This is a genomic window from Streptomyces sp. NPDC094034 (assembly GCF_040303865.1).
GTDB lineage: Bacteria > Actinomycetota > Actinomycetes > Streptomycetales > Streptomycetaceae > Streptomyces.
Genome location: NZ_JBEOUD010000027.1, coordinates 37,626 through 57,810 on the forward strand (window position 1 = coordinate 37,626; position 20,185 = coordinate 57,810).

A 20,185-nucleotide genomic window follows, 5' to 3' on the forward strand; every position below is an offset into this window, starting at 1 on the left:
GGGGCCGCCCCTGCCCGTTGTCGGTGGCGGCTGCGATGCTGGTGGCGTGATTCCTTGGAGCTTGCTCGATCTCGACAATGCGCTGCGCGCCAGCTGGGCTGTTGACACCTGTTCACCCGATGACCAGGCCGACTGGGGGCCTGGCAACCCGGCCTGGGGGCACTGTGACATCACGGCCTTGATCGTCAACGACGTCTTCGGCGGTGATCTCATAGTGGGCGAGGTCCACCTCGACGGGACCCAGCATGGCTTCCACTGGTGGAACCGGCTGCCCAACGGTGTGGAACTCGATGTGACACGTGAGCAGTTCCAGCGCGGACAGGTCGTCACGGCTGCCCGCGTCGTCGAGCGCCCGCCCGGTCCTCTGCCCCGCCGCTGGGAGGAGTACCTCCTCTTGCGCGAGCGTGTCATCAATCATCTCGGTCCGCTTCCGGAACCTGTCTGAGGAGGGCCCGGGGCTCCGCCGGCCCAGCGGGACTCCTACCAGCGGGGCTCTTAGCGGGACTCTTCGTGAGAGCGGAGCCTCACTCTGTCTCACGCGCCTCGCCGTACCAGCGCCACGTCGCCAGCCGCTCCCGCCCCCGGAGCTCACCCCGCCCGGTCGCCCACAGCAGCGTCGGCCATGGCTCCTCGCCGCGCTCCACATGGGGAAAGAGCCGATCGAGGACCAGCGCGCAGAGGTCGTCGGGGGCAGTGAACTCCCTGCCGAAACCGGCCGCGATGTCGTACGTGTGGAGAAGGGTCTCGACGATGCCCATCGCCGCGAAACCGGCCGGGTCCGAGGCACCCATGGCGTGGTGGGCGCGGGCCGACGGGGGAGTTGTGCGAGTCAGGGAGACCTGCATCGCACCGCACGCCTCCAGAACTGTCAGCAGCCCGGACGGCCCCGGCTCCCGCGCGGCCTGGAGTACGTTGACCGGCCCTTCGGGCCGTTGACGGTGCATCTCAAGGGGGACATAGGTGCCGGCCGGCAGGCTGGGCGTCGCGATCTGCATGCCGTAGAAGAACAGGTCGTCCGCCAGGTGCTCGGCCGTTTCCCAACACGTCCACTCCAGCGAACCTGCCTTCGCGTTCCACGCCTCCGCCTGAGCAGCCGCCGGCCGCAGCGCGGCGAGCGCGAGTTGCACCGCGCGGGCCAGGGCGTCGGCCCAGGCGTCGTTCGTGCGGGGGCCCGACGGGTCATGATCTTCGAATGTCATCCGGGCACCGTAACGTGCGCGTCCCGGGCGCCGCACCACGGTTCGAGAAGGCCGCTGTCGCTCGCGACCGGATCGGTCGGTCGACGGGTCCGGGTCCGCGCTCCGCAGGCGCCGAGGAGAAGGGCCTCGCCGGGCCGGGGAGGCTGTCGTGGGTGTGTACGGGGCTGGGAGCTGTGCAGGACGGGTGATCCGTGACGTTTTCGCGACGGTGGACGGGGTCGGTGAAAGCCACTGTGGCCCCGGCAGTCACCTGAGACTCATCAGTCTCTCGTTTGTGCAACCCACCACGATGTCCCGGCGTCTTCTTCCATGACGGACGGCTGCCGATCACCCGGGAGGGCACATGGCGAAGAAGGACCCGACAACCGACGCGGCGAGCGAAAAGGACCGCGAGAAGTGGATGGCGCGCTTCCAGGTGCGGCTGGCCATGCAGCCGGGCGTGGACCGTGCAGTGGTGCTCCAGGCGGTCAAGGAGGTCACGATGCACTGCGCGGATACGGGAGAGCACCCGCGGACTGCTTTCGGCAGCCCGGACGCCTATGCAGTGCAGGTCGCCGCGCGGCTGGTGCCGGCGGACCAGGCGGAGCGCGCGAGGCGGCACGACGCCGCGGTGGACAGGCTCGGCTCCGTACTGAAGAGGGCCAGGGACATCACGGGTTCGTGACCGGTCGAAGCGACGTCCGTCATGGCCCGGCCTCTATGCCTTTGACGAAGGGAAGGACATAGAGGCCACCAGCCTCGAACGCGCCCCCGGCCCTCGTATGGACCACGACGCCATCGTCCGGCTCCTGGAACGCCAGGGTCTGCCGACGGCGTCCCTGGCGTTCCAGGAGCCAGACGGAGGCCGTTGCGGCAGCGGTCTTCACCGCATGTGAGAGCAGTCGGGATCAGGGTCGCGCGTGATGGCGATCACGTCGTCGAGCCGGTCGCGCACCGCGAGCAGGTCGGTGATCCGCTGGTCGATGCGGACACGCTCGGCCGTCAACTGGCCCAGGAGTGCCGGGGGCGCTTCACCCGAGTCCACGCACGGCAGCACCTGGCGGACCACTCTGCTGGGGAGGCCCGCGGCATACAGCTGTTGGATCAGCCGGACTCGGCCGACGGCGGTGTCGGGGTAATGCCGCTGGCCGCCGGGGCTGCGGTATGCCTGGAGCAGATCCTGCTCCTCGTAGTAGCGCAGCGCACGGACGCTGACACCTGCCTTGTCGGCGACCTCACCGATGCGCACCGGTCGTCCTCCTCTGTCCGGGCGCTCTGTCCGGGCGACCAGCCCGACTTGCACCTGACACCAACGTCAGGTTCTAGCGTAGTGGGCGTCGGCGCTCGCCGACCATTCACCCCACTGATCTCACGAACGGCCGGTTCCGGCCACGTTGGAAGGCAGAACGTCATGCGCGCAGCCCGTTATCACGAGTACGGCGGTGTGGACACTCTTGTGGTCGAGCAGGTGCCGGACCCGCATCCCGGGCCCGGCGAGATCCGCGTCCGCGTCGCGGCGGCCAGTGTCAATCCCGTTGACTGGAAGGTGCGTTCCGGCGCGGTGCGGGAGGTGCTTCCCGTGGATCTGCCCGCGATTCCCGGGCGTGATGCCGTCGGCGTGGTCGACGAGACCGGTGCGGGGGTGCGGGGGGTGAGCATCGGCGACCGTGTCTTCGGGCTGGGCGGTGTCACCGGCGCGACGGCGGAGCTGGCCGTGTTCTCGGCCTGGGCACACGCGCCCACCACCTGGACCGACGAGGAGGCCGCCGGTGCCGGTCTGGCGTCCGTGACCGCGATGGGCGGACTGAAGGTGCTCGGGCCTCTGCGGGGGCGCACCCTTCTCATCGAGGGCGCCGCCGGAGGCGTGGGCAGCGCCGCGGTCGAGATCGCGGTGGCTCAGGGCGCCACTGTGATCGGGACGGCCAGCGAGCGCAACCACGATTTCCTCACCTCCCTCGGAGCCGTACCCACCACCTACGGCGCCGGCCTCGCGGAGCGACTCGCCGCCCTGGCTCCTGACGGTGTCGATATCGTGCTCGACACCGCGGCCTCCGGGTCCCTGGCCGATCTCGTCGCGATCGTGGGCGACCCCGCTCGCGTGTCGACGATCGCCGACTACGCCAACGCGCATCGCCTGGGCGTGCGTCTGGCCAACGCGGAGAATGACTCCACGCTCCTCGCGGAAGCGGGTGAACTCGGCCGGCAAGGCCGCTACACACCGCGCGTCGAGCGGGCCTACCCGCTCGAACAGATCGCGGAAGCGCACGCGTACGCCGAGCGCGGACGCACGCGGGGGAAGATCGTGGTCTGCGTGTGAGCTTGCCTCACTGTTCGGGGCTTCCCGTGGGTTCGGCCTGGTCGGCACGTAGTCCGGCGAGGGAGATGTGCAGCAGTCTGTGCCACATGTGCGGGCGGCACTCGTCGGTGACCCGCACGGCGTGCCCCAGGGAGACCAGCAGGAGCAGCAGGTCGTCGGTGGTCACGCCGGGACGCAGCACGCCCGCGGCGCGGGCGCACAGCTCCTCGATGACGAGGCGAAGCGTTGCGCATGGCGAGCACCACGGACGCCCCGTGCTCGGCGAGCGCCTTGGCGGTCTCGTACCCCAGTCCGGTGCTGGCCCCGGTCACCACGGCCAACCGCCCGCGTCGCGGTCTTTCGCATTGTGCGTCAGTGTCGAAGTTCCGGCTTCGGGTCAGGCCGGGGGGTCGGGGGTGTATCTGGCGAGCATGGTTTGGACGGCCTCTTCGACGGCGTTGTGGATGTCGGAGGCTGCGGGGTTCCAGCCGGTCAGCAGCATGCGGGGCCACAGGACGTAGTTGGCGATCATGCCGAGGAACTGGTTCGCGGCGCTCTCGGCGTCGGGCACATCGGCGTTGCCCGCCTCATGCTCGGATTCCAAGTAGTGCTGGACGGAGGCGAAGTAGGGCAGTTTGCCGAGTTGGAACTGCATCCGTCCCAGCTCGGGGAAACGAGGCAGTTCGGCGATGACGATCCGGAACAGGGCTGTCATGCGGGGCCGGCCGATCAGGTCGGCGTAGCGGTGGCCGATGGCTGTCAGCCCGGAGCGCAGATCTCCCGCCTGTGGCCGCGCGACGGTATCGCCGGCGTCGCGCTGCCAGGACTCGGTGACGATGGCCTCGAAGAGGGCCGCCTTGGTGGGGAACTGCTTGAACAGGGTGGACTTCGAGACCTCGGCCGCTTCAGCGATCCGTGCGAGGGAGGTGCCGTCGTAGCCACGGTCCAAGAACAGTTCTGTGGCCGCGGAGGTGATCGCCTCGCGCTTCTGCTGAGCGAGCCTGCGGTGATGCGCGGTGAGTTCTGCTGCCATGCGGAAAGTATGCCGCAGCACCGAGGCGAGTCACTTGACTCGCCTCGGGGGTCCGCTTACGGTGCACCAGCAAGGCGAGTCGAGTGACTCGCCTCTGATCTGTGACACCTGGGCGCATCCTGGTTGTCGCACGGTGGAGGAAGTTCATGACAATCGACAAGATCGCTTTGGTGACCGGTGCGAATCGCGGCCTCGGGCGCAGCGCGGCCATCGCCCTGGCCACACGCGGGGTGCGGGTCGTGGTCACCCACCGCGGCGATGCGGCCGGGGCTGAGAAGACGGCGGAACAGGTGCAGGCCGTGGGTGGAACTGCCGCTGTTCTCCGGCTCGACATCAGCGACGTCTCCTCCTTCGCGTCCTTCACCTCCGAACTGGGCGCGCAGTTGGAGCGCTGGGGTGCTTCGCGGCTCGACATCCTGGTCAACAATGCGGGAGTGGGAGTCTTCGGGCCGCTGGAGACTGTCACGATCGACGACTTCGACACGGTGATGGGCACCAACGTCCGGGGCACGTTCTTCCTCATCCAGTCGCTCGTGCCGCTGCTGGCCCAGGGCGGCCAGGTCATCAACGTCTCGACCTCACTGACCCGCCACACCAGCCCCGCCACCTCGGCCTACTCCGCGTCGAAGGCCGCCGTCGAAGCTCTGAGCCGCACCCTCGCCGCAGAACTCGGACCTCGCGGTATCCGGGTCAACTCCATCGCCCCGGGGCCGACCGCCACCGACTTCAATGGCGGAGCGATGCGGGACGACGCCGGAATGCGCCAGGTTCTGGCCGGACAGACCGCGCTCGGCCGCGTCGGCGAACCTGAGGAGATCGGCGACGCCATCGCTACGCTGGCCTCCGAGGGACTGCGCTGGGTCACCGCCCAGCGCATCGAGGTCTCCGGCGGCGTCCTCCTGTGACGCCGGGCGACGGCCGGTAGGGAAGCGGGCGGTGACGGCCCCGAATCACTCCGAGCCGACCGACTCGTCCTCATCCTCGTCCAGCTCTGGCGCATCAGGGTCCCGAAGCGGGCGCAGGGCGCCGGCGGCCGGAACGCCGGGGGTGACGGGCACGACGAACCGCAGCCCGTCCACCGAGGCGAGCAGGCCATCGCCCCAGAACCTCACGATGGGCACCTCGGCCCGGGCGGCGGCCGGCTGCGCGACCCGAACGTTGCCTGAGGACGGCGACGAGGGCGGTGAGTGAGCCGCCCCGGGCTTATCGCCGGGCCTGGGTCGGTGGCGCGCTCACTGCTGCCGTCAGGAACGTGATCGCCAAGCGCCGGGTCTCCTCGCCTGCCATCGCCGTCGGGCAGTCAGGGGAGGGCCGGTTGTAGACCTCGACGCGGTCCACGGCCGTCACGGCGAGGATCCCCCGCATCCGGAACACCAGTTCCTGTGGGGCAAGGCCGGGCAGTGCGCGCGCGAAAGCCGCCAGGTAGCGCTCGCGGACCGTGTCCTCGTCCGGGCCGGTCCAACTGCGCGCCTCCTCGGCCGGGTCGCTGAGGATCGTCACGATCAGCCGGGACGTCCGGGCTCCGCTCTCATTGCCGGCGGGCATCTCGTCGAAGAACGGCCCTGCGAACGCTTCCACCAGTTCGGCGACCGACGGGTCCGGAGTCCGGGCGAGCAGTTCGTCGAGCCCGGCGCTCTGGGCGGCGGTGATGGGCTCGGTCACGCGGCGGGCGACCTCGGCCAAAAGTTCCGCCTTCGAGCCGAAGTGATAGCCGACGGCGGCCAGGTTCACTCCGGCGAGGTCGGTGATCGCCCGGACCGAGGTGCCGCTGTAGCCGTGCTCGGCGAAGAGGCGTTCGGCCGCGTCGAGGATCTTGGTCCGGGTATCGGGTAGCGCCATGTGCGTACTATACATACGTTCGATTGAAACGAACGTTTGACTAATATGCGGAAGAGGTTGTCATGAAACTGCTCGTGTACGGCGCCGGGGTCTGCGGCAGCCTGTTCTCCGCCCGCTTGCATGAGGCCGGGCTCGACGTCTCGCTCCTCGCCCGGGGCGAGCGTCTGGCCTCCCTGCGCCGGTACGGCGTGCAACTCGCCGAGGAAGACAGCCCTGCCGTCAGGCGGGTACCGGTACCGGTGGTCGAGCACCCGGCCGGCGGGTACGACCTGACCGCCGTCCTCGTCCGCACCCATCAAGTTGACCCGGTGCTGGAGTCACTCGCCGGCCTCGAAGGTGACGTGCTGTTCCTGCACAACTGGGCGGCCGGCGCGCAGCCGCTGGGCGCGGTGATCGGCCACGAACGAGTATTGCTCGGCTTCCCCCCGGCACTGGCCGGCGGCACGATGGACGGGGACGTGGTCCGCTACCGCCCGACCACCTTCATGACCAGCCGGGTCCCGATGCCGATCGGCGAACCCGACGGCCGAACCACCCCGCGACTGGAACGGATCGTCCAGGAGTTCAGCACCGCCGGGATGAACGCCAAGGCCGAGCCCCGGATGGACGCCTGGCTCAAGACACACGCCGCGTTCGAGGTGCCACTCGGACAAGCGGTGCACGCGGCGGGCGGCCCGGTAGCGCTGGCCGACGATCCCGACGCGGTCCGCGGCATGCTCCACCTCATGCGGCAGAACCTGGCCGCCATGTCGGCGCCGCCGGTGCCTCGCGCGTTCGCTGCACTGCGGACCCTGCCGGAAGGGTTGCTCGTGGCCCTGCTGCGGCGCTTCCTGCGCAGCCCGACGGCCGTATACAGCGGGCTCAGCGACGCCTCGCCCACGACGGCGGCCGAACTCGGGCGGCTGACCCAGCAGATGCGTGCCCAGGCGAAGGCCCGGTAGACCAGCGGCGGCAGTGGCTCCTCGGCCACATCGCGGCTGAGTGCGCGGCCGGGATCTGCCGCCGGACCATCGGCACCCTCCGGCGATGCTGCCCGGTGCGCGACCAGTGCACCCGCTCGACCGAACCCGCGCCAGCCACCTTGCCCGTCTCGGTCCCTCCCTCGCCGCGTGAGGAGCTGTGCCAGCACCTCGTGACGTAGTCCGGGGCGGCGTAGATGCCATGGAGACCAAGGACGAGTCAGGTGCAATCCTGCATGCATGAACGATCTCGGCGACGCACACCAGCGCACCTGGACGCTGCGATTTATGACCCTCCTCGCAGCTGACACCCAGGATCAGCTTGCCTGGCTGAGCGAGCGTGAGCTGGAGACGGAGACGGAGTCCGTCGTTGAAGAAGCGGAGCTGCTCTGCCGCATTTCCGAAAGACTCGCGGAGCGCGGAGTCTTCCAGTCCGAGGAGCTGTGCGGTCTTCAGGCCATAGGCCGTCGCCTCGGCGAGATCGATCCCGCCTCCCGGGCCGGACTCTGGACCAACACCCTGGCCACAGATCCGGCGTGGGACGAAATACGTTCTCTCGCCCGCCAGTTCCTCCTCACGGCACTGGGCGACTGGCGTCAGCCACTGCCACACCCCGTGCGCCCGCCCAAGGGCGATCGCTGAGGAGCTGTACGAGACCTCGTGACGTGGGCCAGGGCGGAATAGTTGCCGTTGAAGGCAGGGACGCCGCGTCACGTCGCGAGCCGGCCGCGCTGCGCGAACCGGCCTCTCCAGTGGCCATCAGGGGGCCAAGGCTTTTCTGCTGACTGTCCCGCCCCCCTCATGAGCGCAATCACCCACAGGGATAACCGGGCTCCTTCGAATCCCAGCTTCTGACCGAATTAGCCAGCAGGATCGGCGACAGCGTTCCTACCGGCACCGCATGGTCATCGCCGACCTGCCCGGCATCCACCCGAAGACAGCCGAACGCTGGGCCACGCTCGTCGGCGAGAACTGGTCCGAATACCTGTCATCGCTGACGTGACCGGCCTTGAGACCGGTATGCCCGCGGGTTGAGGTGTCGCGGTAGTCAGCGGTTGGGGCCGGTCTGACTACTGACCGTCGCCAGCCACGGTGGTCCAGCGCGGATCGATGCGGCCCAGCCATGCGTCTTGATCGTCGGCCAGTGGTTGCTTCAAGGGAAGGGGGAGGAACCGGCAGGCGAAGGTGAGGCCGGCGTCGTCTCCGTCGCCGTTGACGTGGTGTTCCCACGCGTCGGAGGTTTCCGCTGCTGCCCGGAGGAAGAAGAAACTGGTTCGTCGTGGCTGACCGGTGTCGGGATGGGGCTTGTTCTCCGTGGCGATCTGTCGGACGACTGTGGCTGTCAGCAGACCCGTCTCCTCGGCGACCTCACGAAGGACCGCTTCTTCCAGTTCTTCTCCTGGTTTGACTCCTCCCGCGGGGACTTGGGTGCCGGCCTCGGGCATTCCGATGTGGTCGAACACCAGGACTTCGGGGACGGCGCGGTTCCGGATCATGTATGCGGCGACACGGATTCTGGGTCGGGTCATCCCGGCATTGTCAGTCATCTGCGCCTCTCATGATCGTCGGGGGCGTATCGGCTCCGGGTCCGCTGGCTTGACAGCCACTGCCTGGTGACGCGGGATCAAGGGACCGCTTACGGCTGTATCCGTGAGGTCGTTCTGTCAGACGGGCTGCTCACGGTGTCGCTGGATCCCGCTTCGCTGGATGATCTGGGACTGGATGACGCGGAGATCGAGGCGGAGCTCGGCGCACCGGACGAGGACATCAAGCGGATGCGGGACGTACTCGCCCAAGTGCTGGCGTTCGGAAGGGAAGAGGCCCGCCCCCGACGGGTCGATCTGTGACCGAGCCCATCGCGCACCGCGACCAGTCCGGCTCACCCCAGCTGCCGAGTTCGTCCAGGATCACGCGGTGGACAGAACGTCGGTAGACCGTCGGCGAGGCCGCCCGAACATTGGCGGCAGCTGCCGGCAGGCAGGTGCGGGGCGATCTCTCCGCCGAGGGGAACAGCTCGTGCGCTGGAGTGATCCGGATCAGTTCAGAGGGATCTCCTCACGTCGGCCGCCGCCTGTTGAACCTCGTAGGCTCCGGCTTCGTTCCGCCGTCCGGGGCGGGGACCCGTCCGGGGCGGGGACCTTCGGGTGCGACGCGCGTGTTCGGAGGCCATTCACACGTCGCGGTGCCGTACGACGACCACCGCGAGAGCGACCGCGACCAGCGCCCACAGGGCGTACACCGTCCAGGAGCCGGGGAGCGTGGCGGTGTAGCCCAGGGATTCGGGATCCGGGTCCCACGTCTGGACCAGACGAGTCCAGGCGGCCGACACCATCGTGTGTCTGACGTCCGCGGACCAGCGATTGCTCTCCGAGAACATGGTGGGCAGCATCAGCAGGGTGAAGACGCTGGTGAGCATGGTCCCGGCGGTATGCCGGAGCAGAACGCCGAGGCCCAGACCGACCAAGGCGCACACCGGAGCCAGCAACGCGGATGCCACCAGCGGCCGGAACACGTCGGAGTGGGTGATCGGAACACTGGCGTCGTGCCCGTCCAGGATGGCCTGGGAGACCAGGAAGGATCCGATGGAGGCGGCCGTGCCGACCGCGGTCCACAGCACGGCGGTGACGACTGCCTTGGCCAGCACCACCGCACCACGGGCGGGGACGGCCACGCTGGTGGTGCGAATCAGCCCGCTGCTGTACTCGCTCACGACGGTGAGGGCGCCCATGCTGCCGGCGACGAGCATCAGCGTCAGGTAACCGGTCGACGGGAAGGCGTCGTAGGCCAGGAAACCACCGGGTTCGGAACCCGCGGCCTTGTCCGTCCGTGTGGCCACGGCGCCGGACCCGATGACGAACAGGGTGATGAAGGCGAGGGCCCACGGGGTGGAGCGCAGGGACCGTACCTTGATCCACTCGGCGGCGATCAGGTCGCGGAAGCGGGCGGGCGGCTCGGCGGGGGACGCGGCCGAAGTGGTCGTTGGGGCGGCAGTCCCTGTGGTCATCGGGGCTGTCCTGCCTGGTATTCGACGCTGTCGGCGGTGAGTTCCATGAAGGCGTCCTCCAGCGAGGCGGTTCGGGAGGTCAGCTCGTTCAACAGGATCCCGTTCTCGAAGGCGAGCGCGGCGATCCGGTCCGTCGGCAGTCCGGTCACGGCGAGCCTCTCGGCGCCCGCCGATCCCTCAGGCTCGACCGCCGCGCCGGCGGCGGTCAGCACCGTCGTCAGCTCGGCTGCCTGCCGTGTGCCCACCACCACTCCGAGGTGGCTGCCGCGGGCCGCGAAGTCCCGTACCGACTCGTCGGCGATGAGCCGGCCCCGGCCGATGACGACGAGTTGGTCGGCGGTGTTCTCCATCTCCGACATGAGGTGGCTGGAGAGAAAGACCGTGCGGCCCTCGGCCGCGAGGCGCTGGAAGAGGTGGCGCATCCAGAGCACGCCCTCCGGGTCCATGCCGTTGACCGGTTCGTCGAACATCAGCACCGGCGGGTCGCCGAGCAGGGCGGTGGCGACTCCGAGACGCTGCTTCATGCCGAGCGAGAACCCGCCGATACGGAGGTTCGCCGCGTCGGTCAATCCCACTTCGCGCAGGACCTCGTCCACCCGGCGCGGGGAGATCCCGTTGCTGCGGGCCAGGGCGGACAGGTGGGCCGTGGCGGTGCGGCCGCCGTGGACCTCACCCGCGTCGAGGAGCGCGCCGACGTGCCGCAGTCCCCGTGCGTGGCTGCGGAAGGGGACTCCGCCGACGGTGGCGGTGCCCGAGGTGGGGGCTTCCAGGCCGAGGATCAGTCGCAGAGTGGTGGACTTGCCGGCTCCGTTGGGGCCGAGGAAGCCGGTGACCCGGCCCGGCCGCACGGTGAAGGACAGCTGGTCGACGGCGGTCTTGCCGCCGTAGCGTTTGGTGAGTTCGTTGACTTCGATCACATGGACAACCCTGCCGGGAGGGCCCCGTCCGGTCATGGGGCCGTGGGTGGCAATCGTGCGGCCGCCTTCGCCCGTGGGCGTACGTCCACGGGCCGATGCCGCGGGGTCGGCGGCTGGATAGCCTCGCGGGATGAACGACCAACCGACCAGCCCGGTGCCTGCGCGCGTCGCAGGACACGACCGTTCTCTTGAGTGGGTACCGCTCCCTGAGCGGGCACACCGCCGATGACGAGGACGAAGGTCATGGCCTGGGCGGGGGGCGTTCTGTACGTCCTCGCGGTGGGTCTGCTCATAGGAGGTGCGCCGCGGGCTTCGGGCACGGTCCACGGCATCGGGGCACTGCTGGCGGCGAGCCTGCTCATCGGTGTCCTGCGACGCGCGCCGGTCCTGGCCCTGGCCCTGGCGCTCCTCGGATCCACGGCCGTGGTGGTGGGTCCCCCGAGCTCCGCCGATGCGGATCTGTCGGCTTCGTACCAGGGCCAGTTCCTGTCGTATCTGGCGGTCGACCTCACCTTGGGCTTCATCGTCGCCACCCGCGCGCGGCGGGCCTCGATCGTCGCCGCGGCCACGTCCCTCGTCGTCCAGATCCTGCTCGTCGGAGGCTTCACGCACGGCGACGGCCTGACCGTCAATCTCGTGATCACCCTCCTGGCGATGGCCGCGGCCTGCACGGTCGGTCTGCTGAGCCGCGAGCGCCGCGAACACGCGGTGGAGCTGCGCGCGCAGGAGGTGGCCGAGGCCGTCATCGCCGAACGGCTGAGGATCGCACGGGAGTTGCACGACATGGTCGCGCACAGCATCGGCATCATCGCCATCCAGGCCGGGGTGGGAAGCCGGGTCATCCGGACACAGCTGGCGGAGGCCCAGGAGGCGCTACGAGCCATCGAAGCCACCAGCAGAGAGACCTTGTCGGGCCTGCGGCGCACGCTGGTGGCACTCCGCCGGGCAGACCCGGACGCGGAGGTTTCGGGACGGGCACCGATCACGCCTTCGCCCGGTCTCGCGGACCTCGAACGGCTGGCGGCGGCGACGGCGGACGCCGGTGTGCGCGTTGATGTGCGTGTTGATGTGCGTCACGGTGGGGAACAGCGCCCGCTGCCCGCCGACATCGACCTGTCGGCCTACCGTATCGTCCAGGAGGCGCTGACCAATGTCGTCCGCCACGCGGACACCGGACACTGCCGGGTGACCATCGAGTACGGGGACGGGGAACTGTCCGTGGAAATCGTCGACGACGGGCGCGGCGCCACCGGGGACGGCCCGGCCCACGGCTTCGGCATCGTGGGCATGCGCGAGCGGGTCGCCCTGCTGCACGGTCGCCTCAGCGCCGGGCCGCGTCCCGAGGGCGGCTTCCGGGTGGCGGCGCGGCTGCCCCTGCCCGACCCCGCCGTAGTTCCGTTGGAGGCCCGATGACCGGCGGTCCCGTACGCGTCCTGCTCGTCGACGACCAGCCGCTGGTGCGGTCCGGCCTGCGCGTGATCATGGCCGACCACCCCGACCTGGAGGTCGTCGGTGAGGCGTCCACCGGCGCCGAGGCCGTTCAACTGGTTGGCGGCATAAGCCCCGACGTCGTGGTGATGGACATCCGGATGCCCGGCATGGACGGGATCGAGGCCACTCGACTGATCACCGCCGGTCCGGCGACCGCCCGCGTTCTCGTCCTGACCACCTTCGACGAGGACGACCACGTCTACGGTGCGCTCCGGGCCGGAGCGAGCGGCTTCATGGTCAAGGACATGGCGCTCGACGACATCCTCGCGGCGATCCGCGTGGTCGCCGCCGGCGACGCGCTGATCGCCCCCGCTGTCACGCGTCGTCTGATCGCGGAGTTCGCCAGGCGCCCCGAAGCCGCCCCGGCACGCTCTCCACGGCTGGTCGAGGGCATCACCGAGCGGGAACGGGAAGTCCTGACCCTGGTCGGGCGCGGCCGGTCGAACACCGAGATCGCGGAGGACCTCTTCATCACGGTGGCCACCGCCAAGTCGCACGTGTCGCGCCTGCTCACCAAATTGGGCGCCCGGGACCGGGTTCAGCTTGTGATCACGGCCTATGAGGCGGGGCTCGTCACGCTGCCCGGCTGAGTGCGTCCGGCGGCAAGCGATCGGCGTGGCGATCGAGGGATGTCAGAGCGTCTGCCACGCCCGGTACGGTGTTGAACCCATCGTCGGTTGTGTTGCATTCCGAGAATGTCGTTGTTGTGCGGCTCACTCTGTGGGTGCCTGAGGTGGGGCATGCGCGATCATTGAACTCACCGTAGCGACGCGGTGAGCCGGGTCGCCGGCAGGAATGTCAATGAGCTCGTAGCCGAACGCGCGATAGCTCTCTTCGTGGATTTTCTCGAAAGTCAGTGATTCCTGGAAACTGATCTGCCGAGCCGCGGTCGGCTCGCAGAACCCTAGATTGCGGACGAAGAGTACGTGTCGTTCGTAGACCCCTTCCGACGTGATCCGTTCGAGTTCCGCGGTCAGCGTCGGAGACACCGGCCATCCCAAGTAGATGGCGAGGGCGTGGGTGCAGACCGGTGATCGGTCGAATACCTGAACAGAGCCGGTGGCTTCCAACTGTCGCCGCCGCTGCAGGGCGACGATCTCGTCGATGAAGGACGCCCGTGTCCATGGCTGGTTCTCGCCCAGGGCCTGGGCTTGTGCGATGACCGCCGTTGCCGCCTCCTCGACAACGTTGTAGCCAAGTTCGTCCAGGCGCCGCAAGATTGATGTCTTGCCCGCGCCCGGAGTGCCAGTGAGAATGTACCGCCGCATGGTCCGAGAACCCTTTCTTGCAGGTCGAGATGGGCCCATTGGCCGTCGTCGCGTGCTTCCGGCGGAGGCAACCGAGCCAGTGGAACCCTGGAGATGGAGATGGAGATGGGGATGGGGATGTGGATGGGGATGGAGGATGGGGGACACAGGCGGATCCTCAAACGGCTGATGTGCCGGAGACGCTCGCAATGTCCAAGGCGTTGAGCGAGGCAACCACAGCCAGACTGCTCAACGTCGTTCTTCGGTCCAGTACATCCTGCCGACCGGAGTCTTGGCAACCACCGCTGAGCGAACCGGGTGTCAGAACGAAGGGTTCAAGCGTTCTGCCGCATCAAGTGCATGTCCCGATGACGGTGGATCGCGGTGCGGGCGGACGGCTCAACCCGCTTGCCCCTGCGGCGGGGTCGCGGGGCCGGAACCAAGCCCTACGAGAGCAGCTTGCTGGTCAGCCAGAAGGAGGCTCCCGTAGCCATTCCATAGGCGAGGTGCGCCGACAAGTCCTCACCCAAGGTCCTCACGTCGTAGTCCCAGATGGGTTTGTAGATGCCTGCCTGCGGCAGGACGAGGTAGCCACTTGCGCACACCGCCGCGCCAAACGGCAATCCATACAGAGGGTTTGGTCGCTGGGCAGACCCGGCCGCGATCCCGTAGGCCGCCCCTCCGAAGCAACCGTATGACCAATGAGCCGCCGTGCTGATCAGCCATGCCCAACGGTCAGGGATACTCCGCTGGGTGAATCCCTCTATCACACGCTTCGCGATCTGCCCCGGATCTGGTGCCTGCGTCCAGTCAGCGACCGGTGCGAACTCCCAGTCTCGCGGACTTTCCTTTCCGCCACCGCGGCGGTATCTCATATAGCGAACCATGTCCATGCTGGCGGTGCCCACAGTCCCTGCCAGCGCCCCGGCCATCACAGCGGTAATGGGCGTTATCGGGCGTCGTGAAAGTGCCATGCTGTCCCTCGCTCCCTCGTCGGCGCGCCCCACGCATGACCCGTTCTATGCCGGTCGTCGCCACAGTCCCACCGTGCTCATGTCGGCGGCTCTGTCCCCGCCTGCTCGCTTACCATGTAACGGGCATACCAGTCCGGCCAGTTGGCGTCCTCGGTGCCGGTGCGCCTCTCGTGCTCGCCGTGCGCGGAGGCGGCGCGTCGCATTGCGTCGGCGAGGTCCGCAACGGAGCCGAAGGCCGTGGTCGAGGGGTCCATCCGCCCCGGGAGGCGGTCGGTGATCTCCTGTAGGAGCCAGCCGTTGCCGTCCGGGTCGCTGAACGACAGGAATGAGCCGTAACTGCCGTGGTCGGGAGCCGGTCCGTCCACCCGGTCCGCGTTCCCCGCGTGGTGGAACACGCCACCGGCGTCGTGGAAGACGTCGCTCGGGTGGGCGCCGCCGCGCTCCAGCTCGTCGTGGGCCTTGTCGATGTCGTTCACGACCAAGTGCAGGCCGCGGGCCGAGCCCGGCGCCTGCTCCGTGACGGAGGTACCGAAGATGACCGAAGCGGGCGAGCCCGGCGGAGTCATCTGCACCACGCGGAACCGGTCGGCGGGGGCCAGGTCCGCGTCCAGCCGCCACCCCAGTCCCGTGTAGAAGTCCTTGGCCCGGTCGACATCGGACACCGGCACGACGACGAGTTCCAGTTTCATGTCCATGGGTGCGTCCTCCCTGCCCTCGGACGTTCTCCAGCGTAGGCACAGGCGCCGAGGCTCGCACATGGACGCCCGGCCGCGTCCCGCCCCGCCGCGCCGGAAGGTGCGGGCCCCGCGGGGACGTCGGACAATGGTGGTGGATGTTGAACGATGGTGGTGCGCGCGGCAGGAAGCGGCGAGAGGCGCCCGGTGAGGCTCCGGGGCCCACGTCGTCGGGGCCGACGGGCGGTCGCCGTCCCGGGCGCACGTCTGAAGTGTGGTTGATTCCCATCCATGATCAGATGTACTGGGGCGCGACCGACAGCCGGATCAAGGTTGTCGTAGGCCAAGTGCCGACCGTCGACGGCTATGCCACGGGCCTGCGCAGGGCCTCGGGCGCGGCACTGGGCGAGCTGGAGCAGCAGTTCGATGAGGACGAGCGCGCCATGCTGCGTGGCGAGTCGCCGACGACACGCGCCGTGGTCAGCGACGATCCGTCGGTTCCCGCGTTCTACCCCAGTCCCGAGGCTGTCGCCTACTACACCCGGCCGATCGACGGGAAGGTGATGGACAACTTCGCCACGCTGCGCTCGATGCGCTGGTCACGCATGTATGCCCCGGGAGAGTGGATCGACCGGATCGGCCCGGCAGCGTCGCTGCTGGTGCTTGCCGCCAAGCGCGACCAGGTCACCGGTGTGGACTTGGTGCTGTCCGCCTACGAGCATCCGCCTACGAGCGGGCGTTGGAGCCCAAGCGGCTGGTGCTGCTGGATGGCGGGCACTTCGACCCGTACCACGCGCAGTTCGAAGCGGCCTCACGGGCTGCCTTGGACTGGTTCCAGGCTCACCTGTGATCTCCCCGGCCACCCGCACTCCCGCGCCGCGCCATCTCCGGTTCACCGCGTCCTCGCTCCTGATCCGTCCGCCGACCGAAATTCCTCTCTCCGCATCGCCGCACTCACGGGAGTCGTCATGAGCTTCACCTTCGCTTCGATCCGGACCCGGCTGGAGGATGGTGTCCTGTATGCCACCCTGGACGCTGGCCCCCTCAACCTCCTCGGCGTCGATCTCGTCCGTGATCTGGTGTCCCTCGTGGACGCGCTCTACGCCGATCCGGGCGAGGTACGTGTCCTGGTCGTCGACAGCGCGTCGCCGGAGTACTTCTCAGCGCATGTGGACCTTGCGGCCGTCCCGCAGTACACGGCCGAGGCCGCGAAGGCCGGCGGCCCGGGAGACGCCTCGCTGGGGATGTTCCTGTACAAGCTGGCGCGGGTCCCGGTGATCACCATCGCCAAGGTACGCGGCCGCGCCCGCGGCGGCGGCAATGAACTCACCCTGGCCTGCGACATGATCTTCGCGGCGCGCGAGAACGCGGTGTTCGGGCAGTTCGAGTCCGGGACCGGTGCACTGCCCGGAGCGGGCGGAGTGCAGCATCTGACCCGTCGGCTGGGCAGGGCCCGTGCCATCGAGGCCATCGCCACCGCGGACGACTTCGACGCGGACCTCGCCGAGCGCTACGGCTGGATCAACCGTGCTGTCCCGGACGCCGAGCTGGACGGGTTCGTCGAGCGACTGGCCAAGCGGATCGCAGGGTTCCCGCCGGAAGGAGTCAAGGCGGCCAAGCGGGCCGTGAACGACCTCACCCTGGCCGACCCCGCGCAAATCCGCTCCGACGCCATCATCTTCCAGAGCCTGATCGCCCTGCCCGAGACCCGCGAGCGCCTGGACCACCTCGCCTCCCACGGTCTGCAGACCCCGGGCGAAGTGGAACGCGAACTCGGCAGGGCCGTCGCGGAGTTCCCCCACTGACTCTCGCGACCCGAGACGGAGCTCCGCCCCTGCCTGCCAGAGCGGTCAGCCGTTCACGACGGCGTCCGCGATGCCATCCGGCGTGTCCTCAACCAGCATGACCGTATCGACGCCCTGGAGTGTCGGGGGAGTGTGCGTCAGCGTGGGGGCCAGGCGGGAGCCGCTGCCCCCCCCCGCACCGGCCGTGGCGGAACGGCGTGAGATTCTGACGCACATGACCCGAATTCTGACCCGTACGGACCTGTTGGAACTGCTGAACCCCTCAGAGTGCGTCGAAGTGCTGCGGAAAGGGTTCGCCGCCTCCGTGCAGAGTGCTCTGCCGGGTCGGCGGGTGCGCACCGACCTTCCCTTCCCGGGCACAGCGACAGCCTTGCTGCCCGGGCTCCTTCCCGGGACCGATGCCTACACGGTCAAGGTCAACGCGAAGTTTCCCGGCGCGGTGCCGTCGCTGCGGGGTGTGGTCTGTCTCTACAGCGGTACGGACGGTGAATTGCTGGCCTTGATCGACTCCGCCACGATCACGGCCTGGCGCACCGGCCTCGCCGCGGCCCTGGCCACCGATCTGATCGCCCGGCCGGCCGACGACGGTGGTCACACGGTCGGCGTGATCGGAGCCGGAGCCCAGGCCGAGCTCACCGTCCGCGGACTTCGCACGCTGCGCTCATGGGACCGTCTCGTCGTCCACGACACCGACGCGCGGCGCGCGGCTGCCTTCGCGGAGCGGCACGGCGGCACCGTGGCGTCCACGCCGGTGGAGGTCGCCGCCGCGGCGGACGCGGTGGTACTGGCCACCTGGGCGCGCGAACCCCTGCTGCATGCGGCGGACCTGTCGCCGGGGCAGCACTTGACCACGCTCGGTGCCGACGAACCCGGAAAGCAGGAAATCGCCCCCGAAGTCCTCGTCTCCGCCCGGCTGATCGTCGACGACGCCGCACTCGTCGCAGCGCACGGCGCCCTCGCCAACGCCGGATTGCCCGCCTCTTCGGCTGCCGCCTCCCTCGGCGAGGTCATCCGCGGTGAGGCCCCCGCCCGCTCCCACGGCCGGGAAATCACTGTCTATGCCCCGGTCGGCCTGCCCTGGCAGGACCTGGCTTTGAGCTGGCTGGCCTTCCAGCGGGCTGAGGCGACGGAAACGGGAGCGGCCGTCGATTTTCTGTCATGACCCGCTGCCGAGTCTGCCGGCCGCTTCCTCCCGGATCGCCGTCACAGCGGATCAAGCCCAGGACCGTGTAGTCAGACGGTCAGTTCAGTCTGGGCCGACGCGGCTTCGACGGGGGTATGGCGAAGGTACCACTCGGTGGCGAACAGCCGCTCCCGTGCATCCGGTGGAAGGCCGGCGATCACTCCCGGCAGGGCTCCTCGCTCCACCTCGGAGCGGTGCGCCAGGACCGCGGCGATCTTCTGCTCCATCCAAGGGCCGACATCGACGGTTGCGGTGACCTGTTCGTCCGGAACGCTGTACACCGCTTTGCGTGCACCGATCACGTCGCGCAGCGCCGGTACGGCCGAGTGCGGGTGCGTGGCCAGGTAGAGAGCACGCGGCTGCCAGGGGGCGCCGGCATCCGGGTAGAGCCGTCCCAGCCCGGCCGCTTGGGCGGCGAGCATGGTTACCCGATGGGTGTGCACGTGGTCCGGGTGGCCGGGCAGCCCGCCGTAGGCGTCATGGGTGACCATGATGTCGGGGCGGAATTCGCGGATGTGCGCCACCAGCCGCCGCACCGCCTCGTCGAGCGGCGCCTCACAGAACCGCACGCGGCCCGGGGCCGACCGCGGTACACGCGCATCGGCGTAGCCGAGCATCCGCGGCTTGCCGGCGCCGAGGATCCGCAGCGCCTCGGCCAATTCCGCGGCCCGCCCGGTGTCCGCCGCCCAGGTCGCCGTGACGACTGCGGTGGGCGCGCCCGCGGCTGCGTGACGCGCGAGCACTCCGCCTGCCGACAACGACTCGTCGTCCGGGTGAGCGAAAACCGCGAGCAAGCTCGGCACAGGCATGGCCGGACCACCTCCTCGGACACACGGTCGGCCGCGGCGGGGTGCGGCGACGGCGAGTGGCGCGGAAAACCCTACCCGCCACGAGTGACCCGGAACCGTGAACCGATAGGAGAGGTGCGATGCTCAAGCGCGCGCTGCGAATCGCCGAGGAGGCATTCAGAAGCGGGGACCGCACACTGTGCAGGCGCGATCCGGATCTTTTCGGCGTCTGGCGCTCCGCGCATGTCGAAAGCGCGCCACCGGCTCCGTCCCAGGGACATCAGCGGCCATCACCGGCCGCACAAGGAAGAAGGAGAGACCAGCATGGCGATTCAGCGGATGGACAACGTCGGCATCGTCGTCGACGACATGGATGCCGCCATCGCGTTCTTCGTGGAACTCGGTATGGAACTGGAGGGCAGGGCGGAGGTCGAAGGCCCCTTTGCCGACCAGTGCACCGGACTCGACGGCGTCCGTTGTGACATCGCGATGGTCCGGACCCCGGACGGTCACAGCCGGCTTGAGCTGGCGAAGTACCACAGCCCCGCGGTCATCAGCTCCGGGCCCCGCAACCGCCCGCACAACATTCTGGGCACACACCGCGTCATGTTCGCCGTCGACGACATCGAGGACACCGTTGCCCGCCTGCGCCCCCACGGTGCCGAACTCGTCGGGGAGATCGCCCGGTTCGAGGACAGCTATCTGCTCTGCTACGTCCGCGGCCCGGAGGGCATCATCGTAGGACTGGCCGAGCAACTGCGCTGAGACTGTCGGGTGCGCCTTACTGAGCTGCGCTG

At 69.1% G+C, this 20,185-nt stretch carries 25 protein-coding genes and 2 pseudogenes; 12 read left to right on the forward strand and 15 right to left on the reverse strand.

Annotated features, from left to right (window positions below; translation table 11 throughout):
* Positions 1 to 46: 46 nt before the first annotated feature.
* Entirely contained in the window at positions 47 to 445 is a 399-nt protein-coding gene (locus ABTZ59_RS22970; protein WP_351411875.1) for a YunG family protein, read from the forward strand.
* Positions 446 to 524: 79 nt separating this feature from the next.
* Here the strand turns inward: ABTZ59_RS22970 and ABTZ59_RS22975 are convergent, their stop codons facing one another.
* On the reverse strand, positions 525 to 1,199 hold the full coding sequence (locus ABTZ59_RS22975; protein ID WP_351411880.1) for a hypothetical protein: 675 nt from the start codon (positions 1,197 to 1,199) through the stop codon (positions 525 to 527).
* A gap of 343 nt (positions 1,200 to 1,542) precedes the next feature.
* On the opposite strand from ABTZ59_RS22975, the gene ABTZ59_RS22980 reads away from it, so the two are divergent.
* Complete coding sequence (locus ABTZ59_RS22980; protein ID WP_351411885.1) at positions 1,543 to 1,863, forward strand: hypothetical protein; 321 nt, start codon at positions 1,543 to 1,545, stop codon at positions 1,861 to 1,863.
* Between the two features lie 19 nt (positions 1,864 to 1,882).
* Here ABTZ59_RS22980 and ABTZ59_RS22985 read toward each other — a convergent pair whose 3' ends face one another.
* Both ABTZ59_RS22985 and ABTZ59_RS22990 read right to left on the reverse strand, forming a co-directional pair.
* Entirely contained in the window at positions 1,883 to 2,065 is a 183-nt protein-coding gene (locus ABTZ59_RS22985) for a hypothetical protein (protein WP_351411890.1), read from the reverse strand.
* Complete coding sequence (locus ABTZ59_RS22990) at positions 2,062 to 2,427, reverse strand: MerR family transcriptional regulator (protein ID WP_351411895.1); 366 nt, start codon at positions 2,425 to 2,427, stop codon at positions 2,062 to 2,064. Before ABTZ59_RS22990 ends, ABTZ59_RS22985 begins: the two co-directional genes overlap by 4 nt.
* A gap of 162 nt (positions 2,428 to 2,589) precedes the next feature.
* Between ABTZ59_RS22990 and ABTZ59_RS22995 the strand changes: the two genes are divergently transcribed.
* A complete protein-coding gene (locus tag ABTZ59_RS22995; RefSeq protein WP_351411902.1) occupies positions 2,590 to 3,495 on the forward strand; it encodes an NADP-dependent oxidoreductase in 906 nt (301 codons plus the stop codon).
* A gap of 7 nt (positions 3,496 to 3,502) precedes the next feature.
* On the opposite strand, the gene ABTZ59_RS23000 is transcribed toward ABTZ59_RS22995, so the two are convergent.
* The 3 genes and pseudogenes from ABTZ59_RS23000 to ABTZ59_RS23010 all read right to left on the reverse strand — a co-directional run bounded on the left by ABTZ59_RS23000 (position 3,503) and on the right by ABTZ59_RS23010 (position 4,507).
* Complete coding sequence (locus ABTZ59_RS23000) at positions 3,503 to 3,676, reverse strand: hypothetical protein (RefSeq protein WP_503003438.1); 174 nt, start codon at positions 3,674 to 3,676, stop codon at positions 3,503 to 3,505.
* Between the two features lie 79 nt (positions 3,677 to 3,755).
* A pseudogene (locus tag ABTZ59_RS37425) lies at positions 3,756 to 3,809 on the reverse strand (hypothetical protein); the annotation flags it as partial.
* Between the two features lie 62 nt (positions 3,810 to 3,871).
* Positions 3,872 to 4,507, reverse strand: coding sequence for a TetR/AcrR family transcriptional regulator (locus tag ABTZ59_RS23010; RefSeq protein WP_351411910.1), 636 nt, complete (start codon positions 4,505 to 4,507; stop codon positions 3,872 to 3,874).
* Between the two features lie 146 nt (positions 4,508 to 4,653).
* On the opposite strand from ABTZ59_RS23010, the gene ABTZ59_RS23015 reads away from it, so the two are divergent.
* Positions 4,654 to 5,412 (forward strand): SDR family NAD(P)-dependent oxidoreductase, encoded by a 759-nt coding sequence (locus tag ABTZ59_RS23015; protein ID WP_351411916.1) that lies wholly within the window; start codon positions 4,654 to 4,656, stop codon positions 5,410 to 5,412.
* Between the two features lie 45 nt (positions 5,413 to 5,457).
* Here the strand turns inward: ABTZ59_RS23015 and ABTZ59_RS23020 are convergent, their stop codons facing one another.
* On the reverse strand, positions 5,458 to 5,619 hold the full coding sequence (locus ABTZ59_RS23020; protein ID WP_351411923.1) for a hypothetical protein: 162 nt from the start codon (positions 5,617 to 5,619) through the stop codon (positions 5,458 to 5,460).
* A gap of 91 nt (positions 5,620 to 5,710) precedes the next feature.
* Complete coding sequence (locus ABTZ59_RS23025; protein ID WP_351411928.1) at positions 5,711 to 6,346, reverse strand: TetR/AcrR family transcriptional regulator; 636 nt, start codon at positions 6,344 to 6,346, stop codon at positions 5,711 to 5,713.
* Between the two features lie 62 nt (positions 6,347 to 6,408).
* On the opposite strand from ABTZ59_RS23025, the gene ABTZ59_RS23030 reads away from it, so the two are divergent.
* Both ABTZ59_RS23030 and ABTZ59_RS23035 read left to right on the forward strand, forming a co-directional pair.
* The gene (locus ABTZ59_RS23030; protein WP_351411937.1) at positions 6,409 to 7,287 is read left to right on the forward strand and encodes a ketopantoate reductase family protein; all 879 of its coding nucleotides are present in this window, start codon (positions 6,409 to 6,411) and stop codon (positions 7,285 to 7,287) included.
* Between the two features lie 258 nt (positions 7,288 to 7,545).
* Positions 7,546 to 7,947, forward strand: a complete 402-nt coding sequence (locus ABTZ59_RS23035) for a hypothetical protein (protein ID WP_351411942.1) — start codon at positions 7,546 to 7,548, stop codon at positions 7,945 to 7,947.
* A gap of 428 nt (positions 7,948 to 8,375) precedes the next feature.
* Here ABTZ59_RS23035 and ABTZ59_RS23040 read toward each other — a convergent pair whose 3' ends face one another.
* Positions 8,376 to 8,834, reverse strand: a complete 459-nt coding sequence (locus ABTZ59_RS23040) for an NUDIX hydrolase (RefSeq protein WP_351412447.1) — start codon at positions 8,832 to 8,834, stop codon at positions 8,376 to 8,378.
* A gap of 78 nt (positions 8,835 to 8,912) precedes the next feature.
* Between ABTZ59_RS23040 and ABTZ59_RS23045 the strand changes: the two are divergent.
* Positions 8,913 to 9,152, forward strand: a pseudogene (locus ABTZ59_RS23045) (Imm10 family immunity protein); the annotation flags it as partial.
* 323 nt (positions 9,153 to 9,475) lie between these two features.
* Here the strand turns inward: ABTZ59_RS23045 and ABTZ59_RS23050 are convergent.
* Both ABTZ59_RS23050 and ABTZ59_RS23055 read right to left on the reverse strand, forming a co-directional pair.
* Positions 9,476 to 10,309: an ABC transporter permease gene (locus ABTZ59_RS23050; protein WP_351411951.1), complete on the reverse strand. Its 834-nt coding sequence runs from the start codon at positions 10,307 to 10,309 to the stop codon at positions 9,476 to 9,478.
* On the reverse strand, positions 10,306 to 11,226 hold the full coding sequence (locus ABTZ59_RS23055) for an ABC transporter ATP-binding protein (RefSeq protein ID WP_351411959.1): 921 nt from the start codon (positions 11,224 to 11,226) through the stop codon (positions 10,306 to 10,308). Before ABTZ59_RS23055 ends, ABTZ59_RS23050 begins: the two co-directional genes overlap by 4 nt.
* Positions 11,227 to 11,469: 243 nt before the next feature.
* Here ABTZ59_RS23055 and ABTZ59_RS23060 point away from each other — a divergent pair, with 243 nt between their 5' ends.
* Both ABTZ59_RS23060 and ABTZ59_RS23065 read left to right on the forward strand, forming a co-directional pair.
* Positions 11,470 to 12,639: a sensor histidine kinase gene (locus ABTZ59_RS23060; RefSeq protein ID WP_351411974.1), complete on the forward strand. Its 1,170-nt coding sequence runs from the start codon at positions 11,470 to 11,472 to the stop codon at positions 12,637 to 12,639.
* Positions 12,636 to 13,307, forward strand: coding sequence for a response regulator (locus ABTZ59_RS23065; protein WP_351411986.1), 672 nt, complete (start codon positions 12,636 to 12,638; stop codon positions 13,305 to 13,307). The genes ABTZ59_RS23060 and ABTZ59_RS23065 overlap by 4 nt, the downstream gene beginning before the upstream one ends.
* Before the next feature lie 123 nt (positions 13,308 to 13,430).
* On the opposite strand, the gene ABTZ59_RS23070 is transcribed toward ABTZ59_RS23065, so the two are convergent.
* The 3 genes from ABTZ59_RS23070 to ABTZ59_RS23080 form a co-directional block, all read right to left on the reverse strand.
* Positions 13,431 to 13,985 (reverse strand): ATP/GTP-binding protein, encoded by a 555-nt coding sequence (locus ABTZ59_RS23070; RefSeq protein ID WP_351411992.1) that lies wholly within the window; start codon positions 13,983 to 13,985, stop codon positions 13,431 to 13,433.
* Positions 13,986 to 14,410: 425 nt separating this feature from the next.
* Positions 14,411 to 14,569, reverse strand: a complete 159-nt coding sequence (locus tag ABTZ59_RS23075; RefSeq protein WP_351411996.1) for a hypothetical protein — start codon at positions 14,567 to 14,569, stop codon at positions 14,411 to 14,413.
* A 446-nt stretch (positions 14,570 to 15,015) separates the two neighbouring features.
* Positions 15,016 to 15,633: a VOC family protein gene (locus ABTZ59_RS23080; protein ID WP_351412006.1), complete on the reverse strand. Its 618-nt coding sequence runs from the start codon at positions 15,631 to 15,633 to the stop codon at positions 15,016 to 15,018.
* A 278-nt stretch (positions 15,634 to 15,911) separates the two neighbouring features.
* On the opposite strand from ABTZ59_RS23080, the gene ABTZ59_RS23085 reads away from it, so the two are divergent.
* Positions 15,912 to 17,417 carry an enoyl-CoA hydratase/isomerase family protein gene (locus tag ABTZ59_RS23085; RefSeq protein WP_351412016.1) on the forward strand — a complete coding sequence of 502 codons (1,506 nt, stop codon included), beginning with the start codon at positions 15,912 to 15,914 and terminating at the stop codon, positions 17,415 to 17,417.
* Between the two features lie 214 nt (positions 17,418 to 17,631).
* Positions 17,632 to 18,579 (forward strand): ornithine cyclodeaminase family protein, encoded by a 948-nt coding sequence (locus ABTZ59_RS23090; RefSeq protein WP_351412022.1) that lies wholly within the window; start codon positions 17,632 to 17,634, stop codon positions 18,577 to 18,579.
* A gap of 71 nt (positions 18,580 to 18,650) precedes the next feature.
* Here the strand turns inward: ABTZ59_RS23090 and ABTZ59_RS23095 are convergent, their stop codons facing one another.
* Positions 18,651 to 19,409: a PIG-L family deacetylase gene (locus ABTZ59_RS23095; RefSeq protein WP_351412030.1), complete on the reverse strand. Its 759-nt coding sequence runs from the start codon at positions 19,407 to 19,409 to the stop codon at positions 18,651 to 18,653.
* A 303-nt stretch (positions 19,410 to 19,712) separates the two neighbouring features.
* On the opposite strand from ABTZ59_RS23095, the gene ABTZ59_RS23100 reads away from it, so the two are divergent.
* Positions 19,713 to 20,153, forward strand: coding sequence for a VOC family protein (locus ABTZ59_RS23100; RefSeq protein ID WP_351412039.1), 441 nt, complete (start codon positions 19,713 to 19,715; stop codon positions 20,151 to 20,153).
* The last annotated feature ends 32 nt before the right edge of the window (positions 20,154 to 20,185 follow it).